19 protein-coding genes are annotated in these 24,991 nt (G+C 72.3%); 8 read left to right on the top strand and 11 right to left on the bottom strand.

Annotated elements, in window-relative coordinates:
- Positions 1 to 61: 61 nt before the first annotated feature.
- Both ACIGO6_RS17145 and ACIGO6_RS17150 read right to left on the bottom strand, forming a co-directional pair.
- Positions 62 to 3,040, bottom strand: a complete 2,979-nt coding sequence (locus tag ACIGO6_RS17145) for a BTAD domain-containing putative transcriptional regulator (RefSeq protein WP_399876529.1) — start codon at positions 3,038 to 3,040, stop codon at positions 62 to 64.
- A 97-nt stretch (positions 3,041 to 3,137) separates the two neighbouring features.
- Positions 3,138 to 3,551 (bottom strand): nitroreductase/quinone reductase family protein, encoded by a 414-nt coding sequence (locus tag ACIGO6_RS17150; protein WP_399876532.1) that lies wholly within the window; start codon positions 3,549 to 3,551, stop codon positions 3,138 to 3,140.
- Between the two features lie 94 nt (positions 3,552 to 3,645).
- Here ACIGO6_RS17150 and ACIGO6_RS17155 point away from each other — a divergent pair, with 94 nt between their 5' ends.
- Positions 3,646 to 4,521: an endonuclease/exonuclease/phosphatase family protein gene (locus ACIGO6_RS17155; RefSeq protein WP_399876534.1), complete on the top strand. Its 876-nt coding sequence runs from the start codon at positions 3,646 to 3,648 to the stop codon at positions 4,519 to 4,521.
- Here the strand turns inward: ACIGO6_RS17155 and ACIGO6_RS17160 are convergent.
- Positions 4,490 to 6,007, bottom strand: coding sequence for a CehA/McbA family metallohydrolase (locus ACIGO6_RS17160; protein ID WP_399876537.1), 1,518 nt, complete (start codon positions 6,005 to 6,007; stop codon positions 4,490 to 4,492). The two genes, ACIGO6_RS17155 and ACIGO6_RS17160, sit on opposite strands and share 32 nt — an antisense overlap.
- A 187-nt stretch (positions 6,008 to 6,194) precedes the next feature.
- Here ACIGO6_RS17160 and ACIGO6_RS17165 point away from each other — a divergent pair, with 187 nt between their 5' ends.
- A complete protein-coding gene (locus ACIGO6_RS17165) occupies positions 6,195 to 8,816 on the top strand; it encodes a bifunctional FO biosynthesis protein CofGH (RefSeq protein WP_399876539.1) in 2,622 nt (873 codons plus the stop codon).
- Between the two features lie 106 nt (positions 8,817 to 8,922).
- Positions 8,923 to 9,486 (top strand): hypothetical protein, encoded by a 564-nt coding sequence (locus ACIGO6_RS17170; RefSeq protein WP_399876540.1) that lies wholly within the window; start codon positions 8,923 to 8,925, stop codon positions 9,484 to 9,486.
- On the opposite strand, the gene ACIGO6_RS17175 is transcribed toward ACIGO6_RS17170, so the two are convergent.
- The 3 genes from ACIGO6_RS17175 to ACIGO6_RS17185 all read right to left on the bottom strand — a co-directional run bounded on the left by ACIGO6_RS17175 (position 9,470) and on the right by ACIGO6_RS17185 (position 12,450).
- Positions 9,470 to 9,985, bottom strand: a complete 516-nt coding sequence (locus ACIGO6_RS17175) for a DUF2165 domain-containing protein (RefSeq protein WP_399876541.1) — start codon at positions 9,983 to 9,985, stop codon at positions 9,470 to 9,472. The two genes, ACIGO6_RS17170 and ACIGO6_RS17175, sit on opposite strands and share 17 nt — an antisense overlap.
- Positions 9,986 to 10,014: 29 nt before the next feature.
- Positions 10,015 to 11,100, bottom strand: a complete 1,086-nt coding sequence (locus tag ACIGO6_RS17180; protein ID WP_399876544.1) for a tyrosine-protein phosphatase — start codon at positions 11,098 to 11,100, stop codon at positions 10,015 to 10,017.
- Between the two features lie 132 nt (positions 11,101 to 11,232).
- A complete protein-coding gene (locus ACIGO6_RS17185; RefSeq protein ID WP_399876547.1) occupies positions 11,233 to 12,450 on the bottom strand; it encodes a serine hydrolase domain-containing protein in 1,218 nt (405 codons plus the stop codon).
- 235 nt (positions 12,451 to 12,685) lie between these two features.
- Here ACIGO6_RS17185 and ACIGO6_RS17190 point away from each other — a divergent pair, with 235 nt between their 5' ends.
- Both ACIGO6_RS17190 and ACIGO6_RS17195 read left to right on the top strand, forming a co-directional pair.
- The gene (locus tag ACIGO6_RS17190; protein ID WP_399876548.1) at positions 12,686 to 13,801 is read left to right on the top strand and encodes an ADP-ribosylglycohydrolase family protein; all 1,116 of its coding nucleotides are present in this window, start codon (positions 12,686 to 12,688) and stop codon (positions 13,799 to 13,801) included.
- Between the two features lie 62 nt (positions 13,802 to 13,863).
- A complete protein-coding gene (locus ACIGO6_RS17195) occupies positions 13,864 to 14,274 on the top strand; it encodes a VOC family protein (protein WP_399876551.1) in 411 nt (136 codons plus the stop codon).
- A 52-nt stretch (positions 14,275 to 14,326) separates the two neighbouring features.
- Here the strand turns inward: ACIGO6_RS17195 and ACIGO6_RS17200 are convergent, their stop codons facing one another.
- The 3 genes from ACIGO6_RS17200 to ACIGO6_RS17210 all read right to left on the bottom strand — a co-directional run bounded on the left by ACIGO6_RS17200 (position 14,327) and on the right by ACIGO6_RS17210 (position 20,924).
- Positions 14,327 to 15,916 (bottom strand): sodium:solute symporter family protein, encoded by a 1,590-nt coding sequence (locus ACIGO6_RS17200; RefSeq protein ID WP_399876553.1) that lies wholly within the window; start codon positions 15,914 to 15,916, stop codon positions 14,327 to 14,329.
- 247 nt (positions 15,917 to 16,163) lie between these two features.
- The gene (locus tag ACIGO6_RS17205) at positions 16,164 to 18,074 is read right to left on the bottom strand and encodes an MFS transporter (protein WP_399876554.1); all 1,911 of its coding nucleotides are present in this window, start codon (positions 18,072 to 18,074) and stop codon (positions 16,164 to 16,166) included.
- Between the two features lie 222 nt (positions 18,075 to 18,296).
- Positions 18,297 to 20,924 carry a D-alanyl-D-alanine carboxypeptidase gene (locus ACIGO6_RS17210; protein ID WP_399876557.1) on the bottom strand — a complete coding sequence of 876 codons (2,628 nt, stop codon included), beginning with the start codon at positions 20,922 to 20,924 and terminating at the stop codon, positions 18,297 to 18,299.
- Positions 20,925 to 21,113: 189 nt separating this feature from the next.
- Between ACIGO6_RS17210 and ACIGO6_RS17215 the strand changes: the two genes are divergently transcribed.
- From ACIGO6_RS17215 to ACIGO6_RS17225, 3 genes are all read left to right on the top strand, one after another.
- On the top strand, positions 21,114 to 21,869 hold the full coding sequence (locus tag ACIGO6_RS17215; RefSeq protein WP_399876559.1) for a GPP34 family phosphoprotein: 756 nt from the start codon (positions 21,114 to 21,116) through the stop codon (positions 21,867 to 21,869).
- A gap of 306 nt (positions 21,870 to 22,175) precedes the next feature.
- Positions 22,176 to 23,033, top strand: coding sequence for a helix-turn-helix domain-containing protein (locus tag ACIGO6_RS17220; RefSeq protein ID WP_399876562.1), 858 nt, complete (start codon positions 22,176 to 22,178; stop codon positions 23,031 to 23,033).
- Between the two features lie 189 nt (positions 23,034 to 23,222).
- Positions 23,223 to 23,414 carry a DUF397 domain-containing protein gene (locus ACIGO6_RS17225; RefSeq protein WP_399876563.1) on the top strand — a complete coding sequence of 64 codons (192 nt, stop codon included), beginning with the start codon at positions 23,223 to 23,225 and terminating at the stop codon, positions 23,412 to 23,414.
- Positions 23,415 to 23,505: 91 nt separating this feature from the next.
- Here the strand turns inward: ACIGO6_RS17225 and ACIGO6_RS17230 are convergent, their stop codons facing one another.
- Both ACIGO6_RS17230 and ACIGO6_RS17235 read right to left on the bottom strand, forming a co-directional pair.
- A complete protein-coding gene (locus ACIGO6_RS17230; RefSeq protein WP_399876565.1) occupies positions 23,506 to 24,366 on the bottom strand; it encodes a MerR family transcriptional regulator in 861 nt (286 codons plus the stop codon).
- 90 nt (positions 24,367 to 24,456) lie between these two features.
- Positions 24,457 to 24,978 carry a glutathione peroxidase gene (locus ACIGO6_RS17235; protein ID WP_399876567.1) on the bottom strand — a complete coding sequence of 174 codons (522 nt, stop codon included), beginning with the start codon at positions 24,976 to 24,978 and terminating at the stop codon, positions 24,457 to 24,459.
- Positions 24,979 to 24,991: the final 13 nt, after the last annotated feature.

The following is a 24,991-nucleotide window of genomic DNA, read 5'->3' on the forward strand; positions in this document are numbered from 1 at the left end:
GACTGGTGTCAGCGTGCCGGGCGGACATAAACGATTGCTGAACGCCCGTGTTCGGCGCCTGCTAGGCAGCCGACGCGGGGGACATCAGGGCGCGGACCTCGCTCGCCTCCGCGGCTCCGCTCTGTTCGTAGAGGTTGAGGGCCTCCTGCCAGCAGGCCCTCGCCCGGTCTGCTTGGCCGAGAGCGGCAAGGGCCCGGCCGAGGAGGGTCACGACGTTGCCGCGCATCCGGTCACCGCCGACACAGCCCAAGGCCAGTGCCTGCTCGGCATGTTGGGCCGCTGAAGCAAAGCGAGTGGCGGCGAGATGCACCTCTGCGATCCGGAAATGTGTGTTTCCCACCCAGAGCCGCTGCCGGTGAGCATGGAAAATGCCCTGCGCATCAGTGAACTGACCGAGTGCCTCAGCGTGCCGGTTGGCCTTGGCCAGGGCCAGCCCCAAGGCGAAGTGGGCACTGGCGCGGCGCATGGGCCGACCCAACTGTGAGTGCGCGGCGAGGCTTTGCTGCGCGATCTCCACGGCCTGGGACACGTTTCCGAGGCCTAGATACGCACGGGACAGATTGGCGAGGGTGACGGCTTCGCCAAGCCTGTTGTCGGCAGCCCGATGGCCGTGGATCGCCTGTTCGAAGAAGGCCTTCCCGTCCTCATGGCGGCCCTGGTGAAGACAGATGAGGCCGCGATCGTTGGCCACCCAACTGACGGCGGTCGCGTCCCGTGCGGACGCCGCCAGTTCCATGGCGAACTGTGCTTCCTCCTCCGCCTGCTGAATGCGGCCGTAGACCAGCAGAACGTTGGTGAGCGTCGTCCGCGCTCTTCCTTCGGCGCGAGCATCCCCGGCGGTCCGCGTCGCCTCGCACATGGCGCGGGCTGTCGCCTCGTACTGGTGGGAGTTGGCCCCGGACTCGATCAAGTCCTTGGCCGCCCACAGGAGGTCCACGGCCGGCCTCAGTCGGTCCGAGCTCGCCGCCTGCCGCACGCAGGCCAACAAGGGGGATGCTTCGCTGTACAGCCAGTCGAGGGCCTTTGACCCGTCGTCGAAACGAAGCCCTGGGTACTGCGTCGGCTCAAGATCCTTCACCAACCGGTCGCCCGGCCGCTCGATCGCGTAGACCTCCGCCGCCGTGGCCAGGTAGAAGTCCAGCAACCGTGACAACGCCGCATCCCGCTCGGTCGGCGGGTGTTCGTCGCGTTCCGCGCATGCACGCGCGTAGAGGCGGACGAGGTCGTGGAAGCGGTAGCGGCCGGGCGCCGCCGATTCCAGCAACGACGTGTCGACCAGGGACTCCAGCAAGTCCTCCGTGTCCTCCGCCGGCAGGTCCAGTACCGCCGCTGCCGCCGCCAGGGAGATGTCCGGGCCGTCGGCCAGGCCCAGCAGGCGGAAGGCGCGGGCCTGGGCGGGCTCCAGCTGGCCGTAGCCCAGCTCGAAGGTGGCCTTGACCGCCAGGTCACCGGCCTGCAGCTCGTCCAGCCGGCGTCGCTCGTCCGCCAGTTTCGCCGCGAGGACGGACACCGTCCACGTGCGGCGGGCCGCGAGGCGCGACGCGGCGATGCGGATCGCCAACGGCAGGAAGCCGCAGGCGCCGACCACGTCCAGGGCCGCCTCCCGTTCCGAGGCCACCCGCTCCTCGCCCACGATCTTCGTGAAGAGGGCCAGCGCCTCGTCCGGGGACATCACGTCCAGGTCGACCAGTTGCGCCCCGGCGAGGTCCACCATCCGCACCCGTGCCGTCACGAGGGCGGCGCACCCGTCCGTGCCGGGCAGCAGTGGGCGTACCTGGGCGGCGTCGCGGGCGTTGTCGAGGAGGACCAGGACGCGTCGGCCGTCCAGGACGGAGCGGTAGAGGGCGGCCCGCTCCTCCAGGGAGTCGGGGATGGCCGAGTCGGCCGTGCCCAGGGCGCGCAGGAAGGAGCCCAGCACCGTTTCCGGCTCCGCCGGCCGCGCGCCCGCGCCCTGGAGGTCGACGTACAGCTGTCCGTCCGGGAAGGCGGCCCGCGCCTGGTGGGCGACGTGCACCGCGAGGGTCGTCTTGCCGACGCCGCCGATGCCGGCCAGTGCCGAGACCGCCATCACGCGGCCCCCGTTGCCCGTCCCGTCGTCACAGGCCGAGGACAGTACGTCGCTCAGCTCGCGGACGAAGGAGGCGCGGCCCGTGAAGTCCGGGACCGTGGCGGGGAGTTGGGCCGGGCGGACCTGCGGTACGGACGTCTCCGCGGCCGGTGCCGACGGTTCGGCCAGCGCCGGGTCGGCCTGGAGGATGCGTTGCTGGAGTTCCTGGAGGCCGGGGCGCGGGTCGACGCCGAGTTCGTCGGCGAGCAGGCGCCGCGTGTCCGCGTAGACCGCGAGGGCCTCCGCCTGGCGTCCGCTGCGGTAGAGGGCCAGCATCAGGAGCTCGCGCAGGCGTTCGCGCAGGGGGTGTGCCGCCGTGAGCGCCGTCAGTTCCGAGACGGCCTCCGCGTGGCAGCCCTGCTCCAGGTCCATGTCCAGGCAGGTCTCCAGGAGTTGGAGACGCCACTCCTCCAGGCGGACGCGTTGCGCCTGGGCGTACGGGCCCGGGACGCCGGCCAGTACCTCGCCGTCCCACAGGTCCAGCGCGCGGCGCAGTACGTCACGGGCGTGGCACAGGTCCCCGGCGCCGCGCGCCTTCTCCGCCTCGGTGGCCAGGTCCTGGGCCAGCCCCAGGTCCAGCGCGCCCTCGCCCAGGCCCCGTACCGCGTACCCGCCCGACTCGCTCACCAGGACCCCGGGGTCCAGCACCTTGCGCAGGCGGGACGCGTACGTCCGTACCGCCGCCAGCGCCTGCGAGGGCGGTTCCTCGCCCCACAGGGCGTCGATCAGCTCGGCGGCGGTGGCCGTACGGCCCTCGCGGAGCAGCAGGGCGGCCAGCAGCGCGCGCTGCTGGGGGGAGCCGGTGGCCAGCGGCTCGTCACCGCGCCAGGCGCGCACCGGCCCGAGCACGCCGAAGCGCAGCGTGGCCGGCTCGTCCGGCTCCGCCGGGGGCCCGGGACGCCGCTGCTCCGGAACCCGCGGTACACCGTCCATGCCGTCCCCCTAGACATCCTGAGCAACTACGCCAGTTTGCCTTGTTCATGCCGACCACGTCAGCCGCGGGGGACGCCGATCACAGGTTCCTCACTCCTCACCTGCTCCCTCGCCCCTCCAGGTCCACCCGCACCGTCCGTAGTCCCGTCCCGACGCCCATCGCCCGCACCGCCGCGCTGTTGAGGCGGGGGAGGCGGCGCAGCCGCGCGACCGGGTCGTCGTCGGGCAGGACGTGGGCCGTCCCCGTGTACCAGCGGCCCCGGACCCGCACCCGCACCCGCGGGTCGGCCCGGATGTTGCGGACGTACTGCGACCGCTCACCGAACTCCGACACCAGCCAGAACGCGTCCCCCACCCGGCGCCCGCCGACCGGTGTGCGGCGGGGCAGGCCGGAGACGCGGCCGGTGGTCTCCAGCAGGGTCTGGGTCGGCAGGCGGCGCATGACGGCGTTGAGGCGGCGCTGGACGGCCGTGACGGTCCGGTACTTCTTCTCGGCGTAGGACGACGACATCGTTCGTTCACCCTTCCGGTTCGTGTGCCTCCATGTTCTCCGGAAATCCTCTGGGAGACGGTGTGGGCGGGGCGGGAGGACGGGTGGTGCGGGCGTGCGGGTCGTGACGTGGAATCTGTGGTGGCGGTTCGGTCCGTGGGCCGAGCGGCAGAAGGCGATCCTCGCCGTGCTGAGGGAGCTGCGGCCCGATGTCGTCGGCCTCCAGGAGGTGTGGGCCGCCCCGCCCCGGGCAGCCCACGGCGAGAATCTCGCCGAGTGGCTGGCCGGCGAACTCGGTCTGCACTGTGCCTGGGCGCCCTCGCCCGCTCCCGGACGCTGGCAGCGGCGCATCGGGGACGACACGGTCGGCATCGGCACGGCGGTGCTCAGCCGCTGGCCGATCGTGGAGCGGGCGGTGCTGCGGCTGCCCGTGCCGGCGGAACTCGACGACGGACGGCTGGCGCTGTACGCCCGCCTGGACGCGCCCGGCCACCAGGTGCCCTTCTTCACCGCCCACCTGACGTCAGGGGCTCACGCCCGCGAGGCGCGCCGCGCGCAGGCCGCCGCCCTCGCGGACTTCGTCGCCGAGCGCGGGCACCGGCCCGGCGCCGGCTTCCCGCCCGTCGTCACCGGCGACCTCAACGCCCCGCCCGAGGCGCCCGAGGTCCGCCTCCTGCGGGACCGGGGGCTCCAGGACGCCTGGGAGTACGCCGGCCCGCAGCAGGCGTCCGGCACCTGGGACCCGGCGAACCCCTACGTGGCGGCGCCCGCCGACGGCGGGCCCGGCCTGCGGATCGACTACGTCCACGTGGGCCCGCCCGGCCCCGGCGGGCTCGGCCGGGTCCGGGCGGTACGGCGGGCCGGCGACGGCCCCGTCGGCGGTGTCTGGCCCTCCGACCACGCCGCGGTCGTCGCCGACCTGGACGACGGCCGGGCGACGGGGCCCACCGGTACTCCGGCTACCGCCGCCCCAGGAACACCGGGTTCGTGAACGCCGCGAGCGCCCCCGGCAGCGGACCCGCCGCCGCCTCGTGCCGCAGCTCCGCCCGTACGTACGCCGCGTACGAGGCGGTCGTGCGCCACTCGACGACGCCCGAGCCCGACACCGGCAGCGGCGCGCTGGTGAACAGCACGCCCTGGTCGGTGACGAAGCGCACCGTGCAGCGCGGGGCGCCCGTCACCTCCAGACGGACGGTGACCGGGGTGTCCTGGTCCACGTGCAGCCGCTCGCCGATGCCGGCGTGCTCGCCGCGCCCGCCGGACGCGGTGAAGGCCAGCGACACCCTCGCCGACTCCGCGACGTACGACCGTCCCGCGCGGATGCCCTCCTGGATCGCCTCCCGGCTCAGGTCGTCGGCGAGGACGACGGTCTGCGGGCGGCCGATGACGTCCGGCGCACGGTGGGAGTCGCTGCTGCCCATCGCCGGGAGCCATCCCCCGTCGCCCCGCCCGTCACGTACGGACGCGACCAGCATGCTGTCCCAGTCGGCCAGCGCCACCTCGTCGTCGGGCGTGTAGGCCCCGTTCCACACCTCGACCGCGTCGGCCTCCCCGAACCCGAACTTCCAGTTGCAGCCGATGCAGGTGGCGTGCGGGTGGGCCGGTACGACCAGGCCGCCGGCGCGGCGGATCTGCCGGGCGAAGCGGCCGAAGCGGTTGTCGCGGGCCCGGTAGCGCCAGTCGACGAAGGTGCCGGGGTCGGTGCCGAGGGCGACGACGTGACCGTTGCGCGTCGTCACCTCCTCGCCGAGCAGGATCAGCAGGTCGTCCCCGGCCAGGTCGGCCCAGTGCGCGTGCGCCGAGTGCGTGTTGTGCTCCGAGGAGTTGATGAAGTCCAGGCCCGCCGCGCGGGCGAGCGCCGCGATCTCGGCGAGGGTGTAGCGCCCGTCGGAGTACTCGGAGTGCAGGTGGCAGTCGCCCCGGTACCAGGCGCGGCCCCGCCCCTTGGCCCGCTCGGGCGGATACACCGGCCGCGGGGTCTCCTCCTGCTCCCCGTACGTCAGCGTGATCGTGATCTCGTACGACAGGCCCTGCGGCGCCACCGTGTACGGGCCGAGCGCGATGTGCCACGTGCCCGCCCGCAGCGGCCCCGGGAGGTAGCCGGGGGTCGCGTCGTCCGCCCGTACGAAGAACTCCGTGCGGGCCCCGCCCGACCAGCCCCGGAAGCCCCGGCCGCCCAGGTCGGTGCCGCGTTCGTCGAAGAGGCCGATGTCGAGGGCGTTGCCCGCCGTACCGGCCGGGACGGCGGGGCGGTCGTACGTGTAGGCGACGTGGATCTCCCGGACACCGGACGGGACTTCGACGGGGACGTACACGAAGTCGGGCGAACCGGTGGGCAGGGTGCCGCGCACCGTTCTCTTCCGCTGCTCGCGGGGTGCCGCCGATGCGAAGCTCACGCTTCCCAACGTAAGCGCGGCGGCGGCTCCCGTCACGAACACCGCGCGTCTGCCAATGCCGGCGTGGTCGTCCTCGCACATGCTGCTGCTCCCAAGGCGTCGTGAGTGACCTGACATGGGTGGTGCAGGGGTGGTGCGTGCAACCCTCGTATTGAGCCGTGAACTCCCGTGCAAGGAAAGGGGTTCGACGGATTGAGGGCAGGAGACCGGGCGGGGGCCGGTGCGGCCGGCTCCCGCGAGCCGATCATGCCGCTCGTATGCTCGAAGGATGACGACTTCCGCGACCCCCGGAACCGGACCCGCCGACTCCACCGGTCCCCACGGTCCGACCGGTCCCACCGAGAACTCCCTGCGTCGCGCCCTCAAACGCGCCCGGGACGGCGTCGCCCTCGACGTCTCCGAGGCCGCGGTGCTGCTCCAGGCCCGCGGGGAGCACCTCGACGCCCTCACCGCGTCCGCCGCCCGGGTCCGGGACGCGGGCCTGGAGGCCGCCGGACGCGCCGGCGTCATCACGTACTCGAAGAGCGTCTTCGTCCCGCTGACCCGGCTGTGCCGGGACAAGTGCCACTACTGCACCTTCGTCACCGTCCCCGGCAAGCTGCGCCGGGCCGGGCACGGGATGTTCATGTCGCCCGACGAGGTCCTCGACATCGCCCGGCGCGGTGCCGCCCTCGGCTGCAAGGAAGCGTTGATCACCCTCGGCGACAAGCCGGAGGACCGCTGGCCCGAGGCGCGCGAGTGGCTCGACGCGCACGGATACGACGACACGATCGCGTACGTCCGCGCGATCTCCATCCGCATCCTGGAGGAGACGGGACTGCTCCCGCACCTCAACCCGGGCGTCATGGCCTGGACGGACTTCCAGCGCCTCAAGCCGGTCGCGCCCTCGATGGGCATGATGCTGGAGACCACCGCCACCCGCCTGTGGTCCGAGCCCGGCGGCCCGCACCACGGCTCCCCGGACAAGGAACCGGCCGTACGGCTGCGCGTCCTGGAGGACGCCGGCCGCTCCTCCGTCCCCTTCACCTCGGGCCTGCTGATCGGCATCGGCGAGACCTACGAGGAGCGCGCCGAGTCCCTGTTCGCGCTGCGCCGCGTCTCCCGCGCCTACCACGGCATCCAGGAACTGATCATCCAGAACTTCCGCGCCAAGCCGGACACCGCGATGCGCGGCATGCCGGACGCGGAACTGGACGAGCTGGTCGCGACGGTGGCGGTGGCGCGGCACATCATGGGCCCCGCGGCCTGCCTCCAGGCCCCGCCCAACCTGGTCGACTCGGAGTACGAGCGCCTCATCGGCGCCGGCATCGACGACTGGGGCGGCGTCTCCCCGCTCACCATCGACCACGTCAACCCGGAGCGCCCCTGGCCGCAGATCGACGAACTCGCCGAGCGGTCCCGCGCGGCCGGTTTCGAGCTGCGCGAGCGCCTGTGCGTGTACCCGGAGTTCGTCCGGCGCGGCGAGCCCTGGCTGGACCCGCGCCTGCGCCCGCACGTGGCCGCCCTGGCCGACCCGGCCACGGGCCTCGCACGCGAGGACGCGACGGTCGAGGGCCACCCCTGGCAGGAACCCGACGAGGCCTTCACCGCCACCGGCCGCACCGACCTGCACGCGACCATCGACACCGAGGGCCGTACCGCCGACCGCCGCGACGACTTCGACGAGGTCTACGGCGACTGGAGCGTCCTGCGCGAGGCCGCCGCCCCCGGCATGGCACCCGAGCGCATCGACACCGACGTACGCGCCGCGCTGGCCACGGCGGCCGACGACCCGACGAAGCTGACGGACGACGAGGCCCTCGCCCTGCTGCACGCCGACGGCCCGGCGTTGGACGCCCTGTGCAAGGTGGCCGACGACGTCCGCAGGTCGGCGGTCGGCGACGACGTCACCTACATCGTCACCCGGAACATCAACTTCACCAACGTCTGCTACACCGGCTGCCGCTTCTGCGCCTTCGCCCAGCGCCGCACGGACGCCGACGCCTACACGCTCTCCCTGGAGCAGGTCGCCGACCGCGCGCAACAGGCGTGGGACGTGGGCGCGGTGGAGGTCTGCATGCAGGGCGGCATCCACCCGGACCTGCCGGGCACGGCGTACTTCGACATCGCGAAGGCGGTCAAGGAGCGTGTCCCCGGCATGCACGTGCACGCCTTCTCACCCATGGAGGTCGTCAACGGCGCGACGCGCACCGGCATGTCGATCCGCGAGTGGCTGAGCGCGGCGAAGGAGGCGGGCCTGGACTCGATCCCGGGCACGGCGGCGGAGATCCTCGACGACGAGGTCCGCTGGATCCTGACCAAGGGCAAGCTGCCCACGGCCACCTGGATCGAGGTCGTCGAGACCGCCCACGACCTGGGCATCCGCTCCTCCTCCACGATGATGTACGGCCACGTCGACCAGCCCCGCCACTGGCTCGGCCACCTGCGCACCCTCGCCGGCATCCAGCAGCGCACGGGCGGCTTCACGGAGTTCGTGACGCTCCCCTTCATCCACACCAACGCGCCGGTGTACCTGGCGGGCATCGCACGGCCGGGCCCGACGACGCGTGACAACCGGGCGGTGACGGCGATGGCCCGTCTCCTCCTGCACCCGCACATCCCCAACATCCAGACAAGCTGGGTGAAACTGGGCACGGAGGGTGCGGCGGAAATGCTCCGCTCGGGCGCCAACGACCTCGGCGGCACCCTGATGGAGGAGACCATCTCCCGCATGGCGGGCTCGTCCTACGGCTCCTACAAGTCGGTCAAGGACCTGATCGCGGTCGCGGACGCCGCAGGCCGCCCGGCCAAGCCCCGGACGACGCTGTACGGCCCCGTACCGGAGGAACGCCGGCGTGCGGCGACGGCCTCGGACGGGCACCTGCCCAAGCTGCTGCCGGTGCTGGACTGAAGGGACCGGGGGACTGCGGCACGGGCGTCGGGGCACGGCGCTCCCGCAGTACGATGATCGGGCCCCCGGTGTGTCGGGGTTCTCGTAGCTGAGGAGATGCGTGCCCGTGCCTGCCCGACTTCCCTCATGGGCCTGGGTCTCCGGTCTGACCGTGGGGGCGATCGCGGCGGTGTCCGTCCTGGCCGTGCAGGCGGACCAGGGCCCTCATCCCACCGCCGCGGCCACCGCACCCCGTCCCTCGGCGACGGCGGACGCGAAGCCGACGCCGAAGGAGACCGCGCCGACCCCGGTACCGGACGGTTCCGGCACCGGGCGGCGCGTCGTGTACTCCCTCGACCAGAAGCGGGTCTGGCTGGTCGACGCGAGCGACGCCGCGCGACGGACGTTCACGGTGTGGCCGGGCACGGTGGACCCGGACCCGGGCACCTACACGGTCGGCAGCCGCACCAAGGGGGCCACGACCGGCTCCGACGGCGTACAGATCGAGCAGATCGTCTACTTCGCCCAGGAGGACGGCGTCTCCGTCGCCTTCTCCAACGCGGTCGACGGCTCCTCGCCCCCTCCGCCCGCCTCCGGCACGAAGACGGGCGGCATACGGCTGCAGACGGCGGACGGCGCGGCGGTCTGGGCCTTCGCGACGTCCGGCACCAAGGTCACGGTCGTCGGCTAGCGTCCGCGTCGCCGGGCGTCAGCTGGGCGACGATCAGCACGACACCGCTGACCAGGAACACCCGCGTCGCCGCGTCCAGCCCGTTCCAGTCCTCCGACTGCCACATCGCGAACCACTCCCCGCCGATCGCGAGGAACCCGGCGCCGAAGAGCAGCATCAGCATGAGCGTGCCGTACGTGGTCATCCGCCGCGCGGGCGCGTGGTCCCGGCGTATCCACAGCCAGGTCGCGTAGAGCAGCACGAGCGCGGCCACCGTCTCCCACACGATGATCGCGACGTACGCGGCGTCCTGAACGCCTGTGTTCGTGATCGCCCGCCACATCAGGTCGTCGTCCTTGAAGGTGGTGTCCATCGCGAGGACATGACGCACGAACTGCTGGTTGCTGCCGAAGTCGGTGATGTTCCCCAGGGCCACGAGGGCGATGTAGAGGGCCAGGATGCCGGTGAGGACCGTGGCGGCGAGGGGAAGGGAGCGCAGGGAGTGTCTGGTGGTGGTCATGATCTGTCCCTTCCCCACGCCGCCCACGGTCAGCCCACCAACAGGTCGGCCTTGAGCCGGCGCAGCTCCCGGGCGTCCAGGCCCAGGGCCTTCTCCTCGTACGCGGTGAACGAGCCGTACGCGTCCTCGACCTCGGCGAAACCGGAGTTCAGGTACTCGGCGCGCACGTCGAGCATCGGCTTGTAGACCGCGGCCTGCTCGGCGGGCATGGCGGCCAGGGCGGCGGCGTTGGCCTCGGCGCGGTACTCGTTGGAGGCCAGGTAGTCCGCCATGACCGTCTCGCGCGGCACACCGAGCGCGGTGAGGAGGGTGGCGCCGGCCCAGCCGGTGCGGTCCTTGCCCGCGGTGCAGTGGTAGAGGGCGCCGTCGGCGTCGCGGACCAGGCCGGAGAAGACGGTGGCGTAGGCGGCCTTCGCGTTCTCGCCGCTGACCATGGTCTTCTCGCCGTCGATCATCATCTGCTCGGCCTCGGCGGCCGTCGTCGGCATGGAGAAGACCGGCGAGTCGTCCCCCAGGACGTCCGCCACGACGTACCGCACTCCCTCGGGGAGGCGGTCCGGGGCCGCGGAGCGCTCGGAGGCGGTACGCAGGTCGTAGTCGACGGAGATGCCGAGCCGCTTCAGCTTGGCCAGGTCGGCGTCGGTGAGCCTGTCCAGGGAGTCGGTCCGGTACACCGCGCCCATCCGCACCCACTGCCCGCCCTTGGTGCGGTAGCCGCCCGCGTCACGGAAGTTGACCGTGCCCTCCAGCTCGATCAGCCGGTCGGCGAGCCGCAGCCGCTGCCCTCGGTCGGGGACCAGGTCGAACCACTGCCGGTCGGCGGCGGGCAGCCCGGACACGGTGACCTTCCCGGCGGAGCCGCCCGTCGCGACGGTACGTCCGTTCGCCCGGACGGCGACCTTGCGGGTGCCCGGCGCCTGCCACGTGATCTCGTACGTGCCGTCGTCCTGCGCGGTCACCTCGGCGGCGGTGAACGGTATCTGCCGCGCGGAGTCGCCGGGGTGCGAGCTGTGGTGACCGGCGGGGGCGGCCGTGGCGGCGGGGGCGGCGATGCCGGTGAGCAGCGCGGTGGCCGACAGGGCGCAGGCCAGGGTGACACGTGTCTTGGTCGTCATGGCCGGATCGTTCTGCGCCCGGACGGGCACCCCGCCAACGGATCATGAACTACGCGAGTCGGCCGGCCGACGCGACGGTGTGGACGGGCGACCCGGCTGCGCCGAGGTGCTCACGCCCTCCGGCTCACCCGGTCACTCGCAGACGGCCGTGTCCACCACGTCGAAGACGTGCTGGTGCGCCGCCATCATGTCGGCCGGCTCGGCGGCCACCGAGCTGGACAGTGCCGTCGTCGCCACCGTGGCCGCGCGGCCGTCCTGCGTGGCGCCGCCGTAGGTCTCGTAGCCGTGGACGGAGCCGCCGTGGCCCCACAGCTCGACGCCGCAGGACAGGGGGGTGCGGAAGAGGCCCAGGCCGTAGCCGGTGCCGGGCGCGGGGGCGCCCTCGGTCACCGGGACCGTGGTCTTCATCTCCCTCAGTTCGGCGGCCTCGAGGACCTCGCCGCCGAGCAGGGCGGAGAAGAAGCGGTTGAGGTCGCGCGGGGTGGTGACGAGCTGTCCGGCGGCCCAGGCCTGGGACGGGTCGAGGCGGGTGATGTCCTCCAGCGGAGTGCCGGGAGTGGGGGCGGCGTAGCCCTTGGGGTGGGCGCCCCGGATGCCGCGCTCGCCGACGCCGGGCCAGTAGGTGCCCTTCAGACCCAGGGGGCGGACTATCCGGTCGGTGATCTCCTCGCCGAAGGGGCGCCCCGTGACCTTCTCGACGAGCAGGCCCGCCAGGACGTAGTTGGTGTTGCTGTACTGCCACTTCGCGCCGGGCTCGAACGCCGCCTTCTGGCTCAGGGCGAGGTCGAGCAGGTCACGCGGGTTGTAGTACGTGTCGCGGACCTCGAAGGGGTCCAGGCCCAGCGTCTGCACGTAGTCCGGCAGGCCGCTGGTGTGCTGGAGCAGGTTCCGCACGGTGATCCGGCCGCCGTCGATGCCGTCGCCGTGCACCAGGCTGGGCAGGTACGTCTCGATCGGCTCGTCCAGCTTCACCTTGCCCTCGCCGACCAGCTGGAGCACGACCGCCGCGGTGAAGGCCTTGGTGTTGCTGCCCGCCCGGACCTGGCCGTTGACCGGCACGGACGCGCCGGTCTCCAGGTCGCCGGTGCCCGCCGTGTAGTCGCGGACGCGTCCGTCACGTCCCTGGTCGGCGACCAGCGCGGCGGGGAAACCGTCCTCGCGCACCAGGTCCTTCGCACCCTCGCGCACGGCGTCGCGGTGACCGGTGTGGCCCGGGGCGCCGTAGGCCAGGGAACCGGTCACGGCGAGGCCGCCGCCCAGGAGGGCCAGCGCGGCGACCGCGGCCAGCGCGCGCCCGCGCTGCTTCTTCGGCTTGTTCCGGAGGGAGGCGGTGTGGAGACGAGCGGACACGGTGGTTCCTTCCAACAGGGCTGTTCTCGCGACTCCTTGAGCCTGTCGCAGCCCGGCTGTCCGCTCGATGGTGCCAGGTGGCGGATCGGGGGTGTACCTGGGAACACCCCCGGCCGTGCGGGTTTCCACACGATTACGGCACGTTCCGGCACTGAACCGACCGCTTCCGTTCGCATACAGTGCTGGACGTCGTACGTACGGACAGCGGTGTGGACAGGGCCGAGGGGAGGTCCAGGTGGGCGTGACAGCCGGTGCCGTCTGGGGGCGTGCCGAGCAGCAGGACTTCCGCAGCCGGGTCCGCGGGACGCTGCTCGGCGTGGCTGTCGGGGACGCCCTCGGCGCGCCCGTCGACGGGCTGGACCTCGACGCCATCCGGGAGGCGCACGGCGCGGAGGGGCTGGCCGACCTGGCCCCGGCGTACGGCCGGCGCGGCGCCGTCACCCACCTCACGCAGCTCACCCTGTTCTCCGTGGACGGGCTGATCCGCGCCCAGGTACGGCGGGACACCGGCGCCTGGCATCCGCCGACCGACGTGCACCGGGCGTACCGGCGCTGGGCCGCGACCCAGCGTGACTGGGGGCCCGACCTGCGGCGCAAGGACGACGGCTGGCTGGCCCGCGAGGAGTGGATGTACGTCCGCCGGAACGCCCCGCGTGCGCTGCTGCTCGGGCTCGGGGACGAGACGATGGGGACGCCTCAGGCGCCCAAGAACCCCGGTGAGCGCGGGCCCGAGGCCGCGGCCCGGTCGGCGCCGTTCGGTCTGCTGGTCGGCTGGGAGCCGCAGCTGGTCGCCCAGCTCGCCGTGGAGTGCGCGGCGCAGACCCACGGCCATCCCACCGGCGTTCTTGCGGCGGGCGCGTACGCCGTGATCGTGCACGGGCTGGCGCGCGGGGAGAGCCTGGACGGTGCCGTGCAGCGGGCGCTCGCGCTGCTCGCCGCACGCCCGGGGCACCAGGCCGTGGCGGACGCCCTGCAGCACGCCCTGGGCGCGGTACGGCAGGGGCTGCCGGGCCCGGCGCGGGTGAGCGAGCTGATCGGCGAGGGCACGGCGGCGGGACTGGTCGCCGCCGCGGTGTACTGCGCCCTCGTCGGCGAGGACGTACGGCACGGGCTGCGGCTGGCCGTCAACCACGGCGGTCCCTCCGCGGCGACCGGCGCGCTGACGGGCGGGCTGCTCGGCGCGCTGCACGGCGAGACGGCTCTCCCGCCGGCCTGGCTGGCCGAGCTGGAGGGCCGGCCGACGATGCTGGAACTGGCGGACGACTTCGCGATGGAGATGACCCAGGGCGCCGCACTGCACGGCCCGGCGGGTTCGTCCCCGGGCTGGCTGGCCCGCTACCCGCGGAGCTGACGGTCCCCTCCCGTCGGGATTCGGACGGCGCAGGTCACCGCAGTGGGGCTAGCGTGAGGGCCATGGACCTCAGCATTCACACCATCGTCCTCCCGCACGACGACCCGGACGCGGCCCTGGCCTTCTACCGCGACCTCCTCGGCTTCGAGGTCCGCAAGGACGTGGGGGAGGGCAGGATGCGCTGGATCACGGTCGGCCCCACCGGCCGGCCCGACATCTCCCTCCTCCTGGCGCCGCCGGCCGTCGACCCCGGCATCACCGACGCCGAGCGCCGGACGATCGCCGAGATGATGGCCAAGGGCACCTACGGGTGGATCCTCCTGGCCACCGAGGACCTCGACGGCACCTTCGACAAGCTGCGGGCCGGCGACGCGGAGATCGTCCAGGAACCGACCGAGCAGCCGTACGGCATGCGCGACTGCGCCGTCCGCGACCCCGCCGGCAACCAGGTCCGCATCCAGGAAGTGCGCTGAGCCCCCGGTGCCGCGGCCGCAGCCGGGGCACCGGGGGCCCGGGCGACCGCCCTCACGCCCCGGGGCCGGTCCGGGTCCGCCCCACCGCGTCCTCCGCGGCGCCCGCGGGCGTGGGGATCGCGGCCGCCGCACCGGAGGCGTCGTCGTCGCCGTCCGTGTTGACCCGCTCGATGATCGCGAGCCGTTCCGGGGTGTCCTCCGGCTTCAGATAGCCGATCAGGACGTACAGGATCAGCGACACGGCCAGCGGGATCGACACCTGGTACTCCAGCGGCACCCCGCCGTCCACGTTCCAGTGGATCGGGTAGTTGACCAGCCAGAAGGCGAGCAGGCCCATCGCCCAGCTGGTGAGCGCGGCCGTCGGGCCCGACCGGCGGAAGGGCCGGAGCAGACCGAGCATCATCGGGATCGCGATCGGGCCCATCAGCCCGGCCACCCACTTGATCACGACGGTGATGATGTCCTTGAACGTCGGCGAGTCGACCTGCGTCGCCACCGCCATCGACAGCCCGAGGAAGACGACCGTCGCCAGCCGCGCCGCCAGCAGCCCGGTCCGTGCGCCCCACTCCCGCGCCCGCGCGGAGAGCACCGGCGCCACGTCACGGGTGAACACGGCCGCGATGGCGTTGGCGTCCGAGGAGCACATGGCCATGGTGTGCGAGAAGAAGCCGACGATGACCAGACCCAGCAGGCCGTGCGGCAGGAGCTGCTCGGTCATCAGGGCGTAGGAGTCGGAGCCGTCCGGCTTCTGCGACTCCACCAGCAGCGGCGACATCCACATCGGGAAGAACAGCACCAGCGGCCAGACCAGCCACAGCACCGCCGACAGCCGCGCCGACCGCTCGGCCTCGCGGGCGTTGGGCGTGGCCATGTAGCGCTGGGCCTGGTTGAGCATGCCGCCGTTGTACTCGAAGAGCTTGATGAAGAGGAACGCGAGCAGGAACACCGTGCCGTACGGGCCGACCAGCGGTTTGCCGTGGCCCTGGAGAGCGGGCTCGTCCCAGACGCCGAAGAAGCCGCCGTGGTCGCCGAGTTTCATGACGACGGCCACGAACATCGCGATGCCGGCCAGCAGCTGGATCACGAACTGGCCCAGCTCGGTCAGCGCGTCCGCCCACAGGCCGCCGATCGTGCAGTAGATGCCGGTGACCACGCCGGTGATCAGGATGCCCTGGTTGAGGGTGATGCCGGTGAAGACCGACAGCAGGGTGGCGATGGCCGCCCACTTCGCGGCCACGTCCACGATCTTCAGCAGCATGCCGGACCAGGCGAGGGCCTGCTGGGTCGGCAGGTTGTACCGGTTCTTCAGGTACTCCAGGGGAGAGGCCACGTGGAGGCGTGAGCGCAGCCGGTTGATGCGCGGCGCGAACAGCTTCGAGCCGATGGCGATGCCGAGCGCGATGGGGAACGACCAGGTGACGAAGGACGTGACGCCGTAGGTGTAGGCGATGCCCGCGTACCCGGTGAACATCACCGCGCTGTAGCCCGACATGTGGTGGGAGATGCCGGAGAGCCACCAGGGCATCTTGCCGCCGGCCGTGAAGAAGTCGCTGACGTTGTCCACGCGTTTGTGCGACCACACGCCGATGACCACCATCACGGCGAAGTAGCCGATGAGCACGGACCAGTCGAGACCGTTCATGTGCCCCCTTCCGGGGTCCGCCTTGTGAACTCCGCTCAGCTGGTTGGCACTTCGCACGAGCGGGGTAAGGGCGTGGCAGGCCGCGAAGTGCCCGCTCATCGTGGGTGCGTGGACGCGGGCACGACAAGGAAGAGGATGGTCAAGAGGAAGTAAAAAGGTTCGGCTTGCTGACCTTGGTTCACCTACATGAACGCAGGACGGGTGCGACGAGAGCCCGGTCCACCCCGTGTTCTCCCTGCTCCGCGGCCTACTTCAGCTCGTCCGGACACGGTGTGCCGCGCTGCAGCCCGTACGGCGCGGCCAGCCGGTACGTACCCGCCTCGGGGGCGACCAGCGTCGTCCACGTGTCGCCCTCGGGGGTCTCCTCCGTCTCCGCCAGGCATCCGTTGACGTTGTCGTACGTCTTCGGCGAGCCCTCCGGGCCGTTCTTGGAGGCCTCCGTCTCCTCGGGCGGATCGAGCTTGTTGCCCTCGGCGTCGACGATGCTCAGCCACGGCGAGTACGGCATCCGGACCAGGATGCGGCCCGGCTGCTGCACGTCGATCGTCCACTCGCCCTGCTCGGCGCGCTGGACGACCGCGTGGGGCTCCGCCAGCGGCGTCGGGTTGGTCACCTGGAACAGCTGCCAGTTGGCGTCGCCCCAGACCTGCTTGAGATACGGCAGCCCTCGCTGCAGCAGCTCCCGCTCGCGCTTGCCGCCGTCGCCGTCCGGCTCGCCCTTGGGCAGCACCACATAGTGCACGGCCCAGCGCTTCAGCCACTCGTGGTAGTTCGCCGAGTTGAGGGTGTCGTCGTAGAAGAGCGGGTTGCGCTTCATGTCGGCCTGACGGGTCCAGCCGCGGGCCAGGTTCACGTACGGCGCGAGCGCCGAGGCCTCCCGGTGGGAGCGGGCGGGTACGGCCTCCACCCGGCCCTTCTCCGCACCGACCTCCTGCAACTCGTTGACGAGCGGCGCCAGCTCGCGCGCCCAGGAAGCGGCCGGCGTGGTGTGGACGATGTCGTCGGCCGACTTGAAGCCGATCCAGCCGACGAAGCCGACGAGGGCGACCACGAGCGCGTACCACTTGCGCGTCCGCGCCACCGTGAACGGCAGCGCGGCCACCAGCGCCACCCCGGCGAAGAGCATCGCCAGGCGCGTGATGTTGGAGCCGATCTGGGAGCTGATCAGCCAGACCAGCAGCACGGACAGCCCGTAGACCGCCGACGTGATGCGCACGGTCGTCCACGTACGCGGCACGAACACGTACACCAGGCCCGCGTAGAGGATCGGCAGGACCGCCGAGCCGAAGCCCATCGGCTGCGTGCCGGAGAAGGGGAAGAGCCAGGCCGACAGCCCGACGACCACGCTGGGGGCCAGCCCGAGCGCCCATGCGCCCGGGCGCCGCTTCTGGAGGAACAGGGCCACCGCCACCAGGCCCACGAACAGGCCGGCGACCGGCGAGGCCATGGTGGCCAGCGCGGCCAGCGGCGCCGCGCACAGCGCCTTCGCCCAGCGCTCGTGGCGCCAGCGGTGCGGCCAGCAGAACACCGCCGCGACCGCGCCGAGACCGAACATCATGCCCAGCCCGAACGTCACCCGCCCCGACGCCGCGTTGCACAGCAGCCCGAACAGGCCCGCCAGCGACGCCCACAGCGGATTGCGGACCACACGGCTGCGGATCAGGACCATCGTCAGCAGCCCGGCCGACAGCGTCCCCGCGATCATCATCGTCGTCCGCACGCCGAGCAGCGACATCAGATACGGCGAGACCACGCTGTAGGACACCGGGTGCATGCCGCCGTACCAGGCGAGGTTGTACGCCGAGTCCGGGTGCCGGCCGACGAACTCCGCCCACGCGTCCTGCGCGGCGAGGTCGCCGCCACTGTTCGCGAACGTGAAGAACCAGGCGATGTGGAGGAGCCCCGCCAGGGCGGTCACCGACAGCACGGGGTGGCGCAGCATGCGCTCGCGCAGGGCCAGGAAGGCGGCCTTCACCGCGGACGGTGCTTCCGGCTCGGCACCGTCCGGTGCACGGCCGCCGGCCGCCGGGTCATGACCGGCCCGCCCGCTCTCCGCCCTCTCCCCGTCGTCCTTGCGGGGCGCGGGTACGCGTGGTCGCGGACCGGCTCCCGGGCCCGAATCGGCGTCGTCGGCGCGTGTCGGCTCCGCAGTGGCCACCTGAAGGCACTCCCCGTGTCCCGTCTTCTGCTTCGGGCCGTGTCCCGTTCCCGCGACCGGCGACCTGCCCCGTTTCGTGACGCTAGCACGCACCCCCGCACCGTGGCTTCCTCGCCTGCGGGCCCCGGGGGGAGCTTCCCGGACGTTCCGGCACGCGAACGCCCCCGCGGCCGGTGGCCACGGGGGCGGAGGCGTCGGTCGGGCCCCAGGGGGCCGCTGCCGTCAGCCCAGGCGGGTGAGCTTGTCCGTGAAGGCGGGCTCCGCGAGCTCCTCCTGCAGCGCGACCGGCACCTTCACGGCGCCGGCGGCGCCGCCGTCACCCACCGTGAGCGTGCCGACCTTCGTACCGGCCGCGGCCGTGTGCGGCACCTCGTCGGCCTGGAACGTCAGCTTCACGGTCAGGCCCGGCCAGCCGACGGCCTTGACGTCCTGCGTGGCGACGACCGGCGTACGGTTGCCGAGACCGTCGTCGACGTACCCGACGACGGTCCCCTTCTGCAGGATCGTCGACGACTCCAGGATGTCCTGCGCGGCCCGGATCAGCTTGTCGCTGGAGTCCAGCGCGGCGCCGAGGATGGTGTTGTCCTTGCCGCCCGCCGGCTGGCGCACCACGGCACCGACGATGGTCCGCGTCTCACCGCCGACCTCCTTCTTCGCCGCGAAGACGAGGTTGCCGAGCGCGGAGGTGGTGGTGCCGGTCTTGATGCCGACCACGCCGTTGCTGCCGACCAGGTGGTTCCAGTTGGAGTGGTTCACGCCCTTGTAGTCGTCGTACGACATCATCGCGGCGACCTCACGGAAGGCCGGCTCCTGCATCGCCGCCTTGGCCAGCTTCACCTGGTCCACGGCCGTGCTGACCGTCGTGTCGTTCAGACCCGACGGGTCGGTGTACGTCGTGTTGGTCATGCCGAGGTCCTTCGCGGCGGCGTTCATCTTCTCCACGAACGCCTTCTCCGACCCCGCGTCCCAGCGGGCGAGCAGCCGCGCCACGTTGTTCGCGGACGCGATGAGAATGCTCTCCAGGGCCTCGCGCTGGGAGATCGAGTCGCCCGCGTAGACGTTGACCGTCGACTCCTGGCCCGCCTGCGACTGGTCCTCGGCGGCCTGGTCGATCGGGATCTTCGGCCCCTCGGCGCCGCTCTTGAGCGGGTGGTCGCGCAGGACGACGTACGCGGTCATGACCTTGGCGACGCTCGCGATCGGCACGGGCTTCTGGTCGCCGGACGAGCCGAAGGTGCCGATGCCCTGCACGTCCAGCGCCGCCTGTCCGCTGGACGGCCACGGGATCTCGGGCTTGCCGCCCTCGAACGTGAAGCTGTCCTGCGCGGTGAGCTCGAGGGTGGGCGCGGGCAGCGGACGCATGGCCTGCACGACGCCGAAGACGATCACCAGCAGGATGACCAGCGGGGTCCAGATCTTGACCCGGCGCACCGTCGTGCGGAGCGGGGTCTCCGGGGGCGGCGGGGTGTTCGTCAGCTCCGCCAGCAGGTCCAGCGGCGGCTTCGGCGGCACCGGCTGCTGCGTGGTGCGCTCGGGCCCGACGTGCGGTACGGCGGTGGTGGTCCCGGTACGGGGCGCCTGCGGCGCCTCGGGGGCCGGGGACGGGGCCTGGGACGGGGTCCGCGGGGGCTTGCGCGTCGCCGGGTCGTCGGGGTGCCTGAGCGCGACGAACTTGCTGGTCCGCTCGGCATCGGCCTCGGGCGACCTGCCCTTTTCCTCCGCCTTCTTGGGTGTGGCGGCGTCGCCCAGCTTGAGCATGGTCGTCGGCTGGTCGACGGCGGGCGCGGAGGGCCGCGGCGCCTTGAAGACGGCGGTGGGCTGATCGACGGGGGACTTACCGGCGTCGGCGTCGGCGTCCGCATCGGCTTTGGAGTCGGTTCCGGCGTCGGGGTCCGTGTCCGTGTCGGGGTCTGCCGCGGCATCGGCCTTGCCGCCGCCGTCGGGCGCGACCTCGGCGTCAGTGTCGGTGTCGTCTTCGGTGCCGGTCTCGGACTTGGCGTCGGCGTCTGACTCGGCGTCGGTCTCCGTCTCCGCCTCGGGTTGGGGCTCGGGCTCGGAGGGGGTGTCGGCGGCCTCGTCCGTGGCGGGGTCGGTACCGGCGTCGGCGTCGGCCTCGACGGGCACGCCCTCGGCCTCCTCCGGGCCGCCCGTGAGCTCTTCCCCGTCCCCGACCGCCTCGGACGCGCCCTCGTGGCCGTCCTCGGCCTTCTCCGGGCCGTCCCCGGCCTCTTCCGCGCCCTCGGCCTTCTCCGGGCCGTCCGCGGACTCCTCCGCGCCCTCGGCCTCCTCCGGGCCGTCCGCGGACTCCTCCGCGCCCTCGGGCGCCTTGGGCGCCTCCTCGGTCGTACCGGCGTCCTCGGTGTCCTCCGCCGCGGTTTCCGCGGCTTCCGGCGCTTCCGCGTCGTCGTGCCTCGCGTTCGCGGCGGCGCGTTCTTCCGCGGTCGCGACCCAGGCCGCGACCGCGTCCCGCAGCCGGCCGTCGTTCGCGGCGGCGGGTTCGGCGCGGTCGCTTTCGGGCGAGTGGGAGGTATCGGCCGTGTCGGCGGTATCGGGTGCTTCCGCCCCGGCCTCGGTCCCGGCCTCCTTCGCGGCTTCGGCCTCTGCCCCGGCGTCCGCCGCCGTGTCGCGGACCGACAGCACCCGGGTGGCGGTGTCGACGCCCCCGCGCGACCCGGCGGACTTCGACGGCTTCGCCGTCTCCCGCGCCACCGCCAGCCGCGGGTCACGCGTCTCGTTCGTCTCGGTCCTGGCTTCGGGAACCGGACCCGCGCTCCCCGACGTCGGTTCTTCCGACGACTCGCGCTGCTTCGACCTGTCGGGGGACTCGCCCGCCACCGATGCCTCCTCCATGCGCCGCACGTCCTGCGTGCGCTACCGAACCGCGTACCGAACCATGTACCAGTGTCCTGTGTACGGGTAGGACCCACGCGGTAGACGAGAACGACATACCTACTGGTTCCACTACGAAGCGGTCACGCACCCTCGACAGACCAATGTGAGAGGGGTCACCCTGTCTGTCATCCACGCGGGGAGGCATGGATGGGCAGGAGCCGCAGAACACTTCCGGAGGAGCTTCTGCTGCTGGCGTTGGACCCGACCACGGGTACCACCGCGCAGCCGCAGTCGCTCGACCTCGGTCTGGCCGGAGCACAGCTGGTGGAGCTGGCGCTGGCCGGACGGATAGCCCCAGACGGGGATCGTATCGCCGTGGTGGCCCCACGGCCGACAGGAGATCCAACACTGGACTGCGCGTTGGAGTTGCTGCGAAGGCGTGGCGCTCCCGTACGGGCGGTCAACTGGATTGGCGGGCCCCGCCTGGGGCTGCGTCAGACCTACCTCTCGCATCTGGAGCGATGCGGCATGGTGCATGCCGTGGAGGGCCAGATGTGCGGGGTGCTGCCGACGACTCGCTATCAGGCGACGGACACGGCGATCAGCAGGGAGATCAAGGCCCGGCTGGACTCGGCGATCCGCACCGGCGTACCGCCGGACCCGCGGACCGCGGCGCTCGCCGCGCTGGCCCACGCGGTCGGTCTCGGCAAGCACCTCTACCCGGGCAACGAAGGACGCTCGTCGCGGTCCCGTCTGCGGGACCTCATCAGGCACGACCCCATGGGCGGACTGGTGGCGCACGCGGTGATGGACGTCCAGAACGGCGCGGCGGCCCAGCCACGCCGCACGGCTCCGGCAGGCCGTCAGGCCGCGGGGCCGGGAGCGAGGCCCGCCCCGGAACCCGCCCGCGGTGTTCCGGCGCAACCGCGCCACGGATCCATGGCGCGCGCGGTGGCCCACTGAGCCGCACCGCGACGCCCGCAGCACCCGCAGTACCGCACCGCCGCACCGCCAGTCCCCAAGACCCGGTCACGGGAGCCGCAGGTTCGCGCGGGGCGGCGGGGCCGACCGTACGTCCGGCACGTCCGGACGTACGGCCCGGTCCCGCCGCCCCGCGCGGCCATGTGTGCGGGTGGCGCTCCGAACTGGCGTGTACGCGGCGCATATCGACCGTTTCCCAGCGGTAGAAAGCACCTTGGTGGCAGTCTGCTCAGCAGCAGATACGCAAAGTGGCACAGTGTGAGTCACGCAGCCGGAGGTGCACGTTCCGTGGCGTCCAATGTCAATCCCACCGTCAGGCGGCGCCGGCTGGGCCAGGAGCTGCGCCGGCTCCGTGAGCTCAAGGGCATGACGGCCGAGGAGGTGGCGGAGCGGCTGTTGGTCTCGCAGTCGAAGATCAGCCGCCTGGAGAACGGCCGGCGCAGCATCAGCCAGCGGGACGTCCGCGACCTGTGCGGGGTCTACGAGGTCGAGGACCAGCGGATCGTCGACTCGCTGATGCAGATGGCGAAGGACTCGCGCCAGCAGGGCTGGTGGCACGCCTTCGGGGACATCCCGTACAGCGTCTACATCGGCCTGGAGACCGACGCGGAGTCGCTGCGGACCTACGAGCCCCAGATCATCACCGGCCTGCTGCAGACCCGGCCCTACGCCGAGGCGCTCATCCAGGGCGCCCTGCCCGAGACGTCGGTCGCCGACATCGAGAAACGGGTCCAGGTCCGGATACGGCGGCAGGAGCGCATCTCCGCCGACAGCAACCCGCTGCGGCTGTGGGTGGTTCTCGACGAGGCCTGTCTGCGCCGGGTGGTGGGCAGCCCTCAGGTGATGCGGGAGCAGCTGGAGCACGTCGCCGAGATGTCGCAGCTGCCGCACATCACCGTGCAGGTGCTGCCGTTCGACGTCGGGGCGCACCCCGGCATCAACGGCCAGTACTCGATCCTGGAGTTCGCCGACGCGGCCGACTCGAGCGTCGTGTACATCGAGGGCGTCACCAGCGACCTGTACCTGGAGAAGGCGCAGGACGTGCAGAAGTACACGGTGATGTACGAGCACTTGCGGGCGCAGGCGCTGAACGTGGAGCAGTCGCGGCAGCGCATCGAGGACGTGGCCAAGGATTACGCGCGCTGAGACTCCTGGGGAGGCGGGGGCGGGATGCTACACCCCCGCCAGGTTGCACTGGAAGACTCACCTGGAATATGCCATCCGGTCGGGTGAATGACGGCTCCGTGGGGCGAGGACAGCGAGTAGCGTCGATCACGCCAAAGATCACGCGTCATTGGCGTAAACCACACTCAACGACTCGCCATCGGAGCAGACATGGCAATTCTTCAGGGCGCCCAGGAATCGTGGACCAAGTCCTCCTACTCCGGAGGCAACGGCGCGTGCGTCGAGGTCAAGTCACCGGTCGTGGCGGCCCTCGCCGTCCGCGACTCCAAGGTCCCCGCGGGCCCGGTGCTGGCCTTCCCCGCCGACGCGTGGAACGCCTTCGTGACCTCGGTCAAGAAGTAACGGCCCCACGCGCCGTCGGCCCTGCCGGCGGAGCCCTCTCGACCAGTTCGCCGACCTTGCCGAGAGGGCTCTGTCTCACGGGGGAGCTGTCTCACCTCACCGGGAACGCCACATCACACACCGGGTCCTCGGGTCCCGCTGCCTCCCAGTCGGCGAAGTACACCTCACGACACGGCCCCGCCACCGTCAGACCCTGAGCGGCGACCCACTCCTCCACCGCCTCGAAAGCCGCCAGGATCTGCGGATGGGCCACCTGCGCCTTGGTGATCCGGGTGCGGGCCAGCCGCCGGGCCGGCTCCACCCGTACCTGTGACTGCCAGGCCCGTCCCCGACCTTCGACCCACGACCGTGCCGCCGCCTCGTCGGCGACCGGCACGCACGACTCCGCGGGGCCGTCACTCTCCGTCGACACCTCGGCGTGGTAGACGACGAACGGCGGCGCCGTCACACCCCCGCAGTCCCGGGCCGCCTCCTCCAACCGGGTCAGCGAGGCGCCGATCCACGTCGGCAGCTCGTCCGCCAGCGTGTGCCGCGTCTCGCTGATCACCACCTGCTCGGGCACGTCCACCGTCTCGACCACGAACTTTCCGTACATCTCGGAGCTCCTCCCCGACAGTCGTGCACGGAGGTAGTCGGTGAGCGTCCGCTGCCCGGCCACCCGGGCCTCGATCCCGGCCCAGTAGGCGTCGAGCAGCCCCGCCGCCTCGACCCCGTCCGCGCGGACCACCTCGGCGACCCGCGCGAGCGGCATGTCCAACTGGCGCAGCAGCGCCACCAGACGGGCGCGCTCGGTCTGTTCGGCGCGGTAGTAGCGGTAGCCGGTGGTCCCGTCCACATGGGCGGGCGCCAGCAGGCCCAGGCGGTCGTACAGGCGCAGGGCCTTGGCCGACAGCCGGGCCCGCGCGGCGAACGCCCCGATGGTCAGCAACTCGTCGTCGCGTGCATCGTCCACAGCGTCATCCTCCGTCACCGGGCGGCCTGTTCCGCCCGGCGACGACGACCCTCGGGCCTGCCCCAGGGGCAAGGTCAACCGGCCTCCGACTCAACCGGCCAGCTGCTCCTCCACGGCCGCCACGACCTCCGCCGCCTCCGGCTCGGTCTGCGGGGCGAACCGGGCGGCGACCTTGCCGTCCCGGCCGATCAGGAACTTCTCGAAGTTCCAGCGGATGTCACCGCTGTGCCCCTCGGCGTCGGCGAAGCCGGTCAGCCGGTCGTACAGCGCGTGCCGGCCCTCCCCGTTGACGTCCACCTTCTCGGTCATCGGGAAGGTGACGCCGTACGTCGCCGAGCAGAACTCGGCGATCTCGTCGGCGCTGCCCGGCTCCTGCCCCATGAACTGGTTGCACGGCACGCCGAGCACGGTGAGGCCCTGCTCCGCGTACCGCTCGTGCAGCCGCTCCAGGCCGGCGTACTGCGGGGTCAGCCCGCACTTGGAGGCCACGTTGACCACGAGGACCACCCGGCCGGCGTACTGGGAGAGGTCGGCGGCCCCGCCCTGCAGGGCGCCGATCTCTACGTCGAGGGGGAGGCCGTCGTGGGGCTGCGTGTTCTGTGAGGTCGTCATGGAGCGGATGCTA

Source organism: Streptomyces sp. NPDC053750 (assembly GCF_044544295.1).
In the GTDB taxonomy this organism is placed as follows: Bacteria; Actinomycetota; Actinomycetes; order Streptomycetales; family Streptomycetaceae; genus Streptomyces.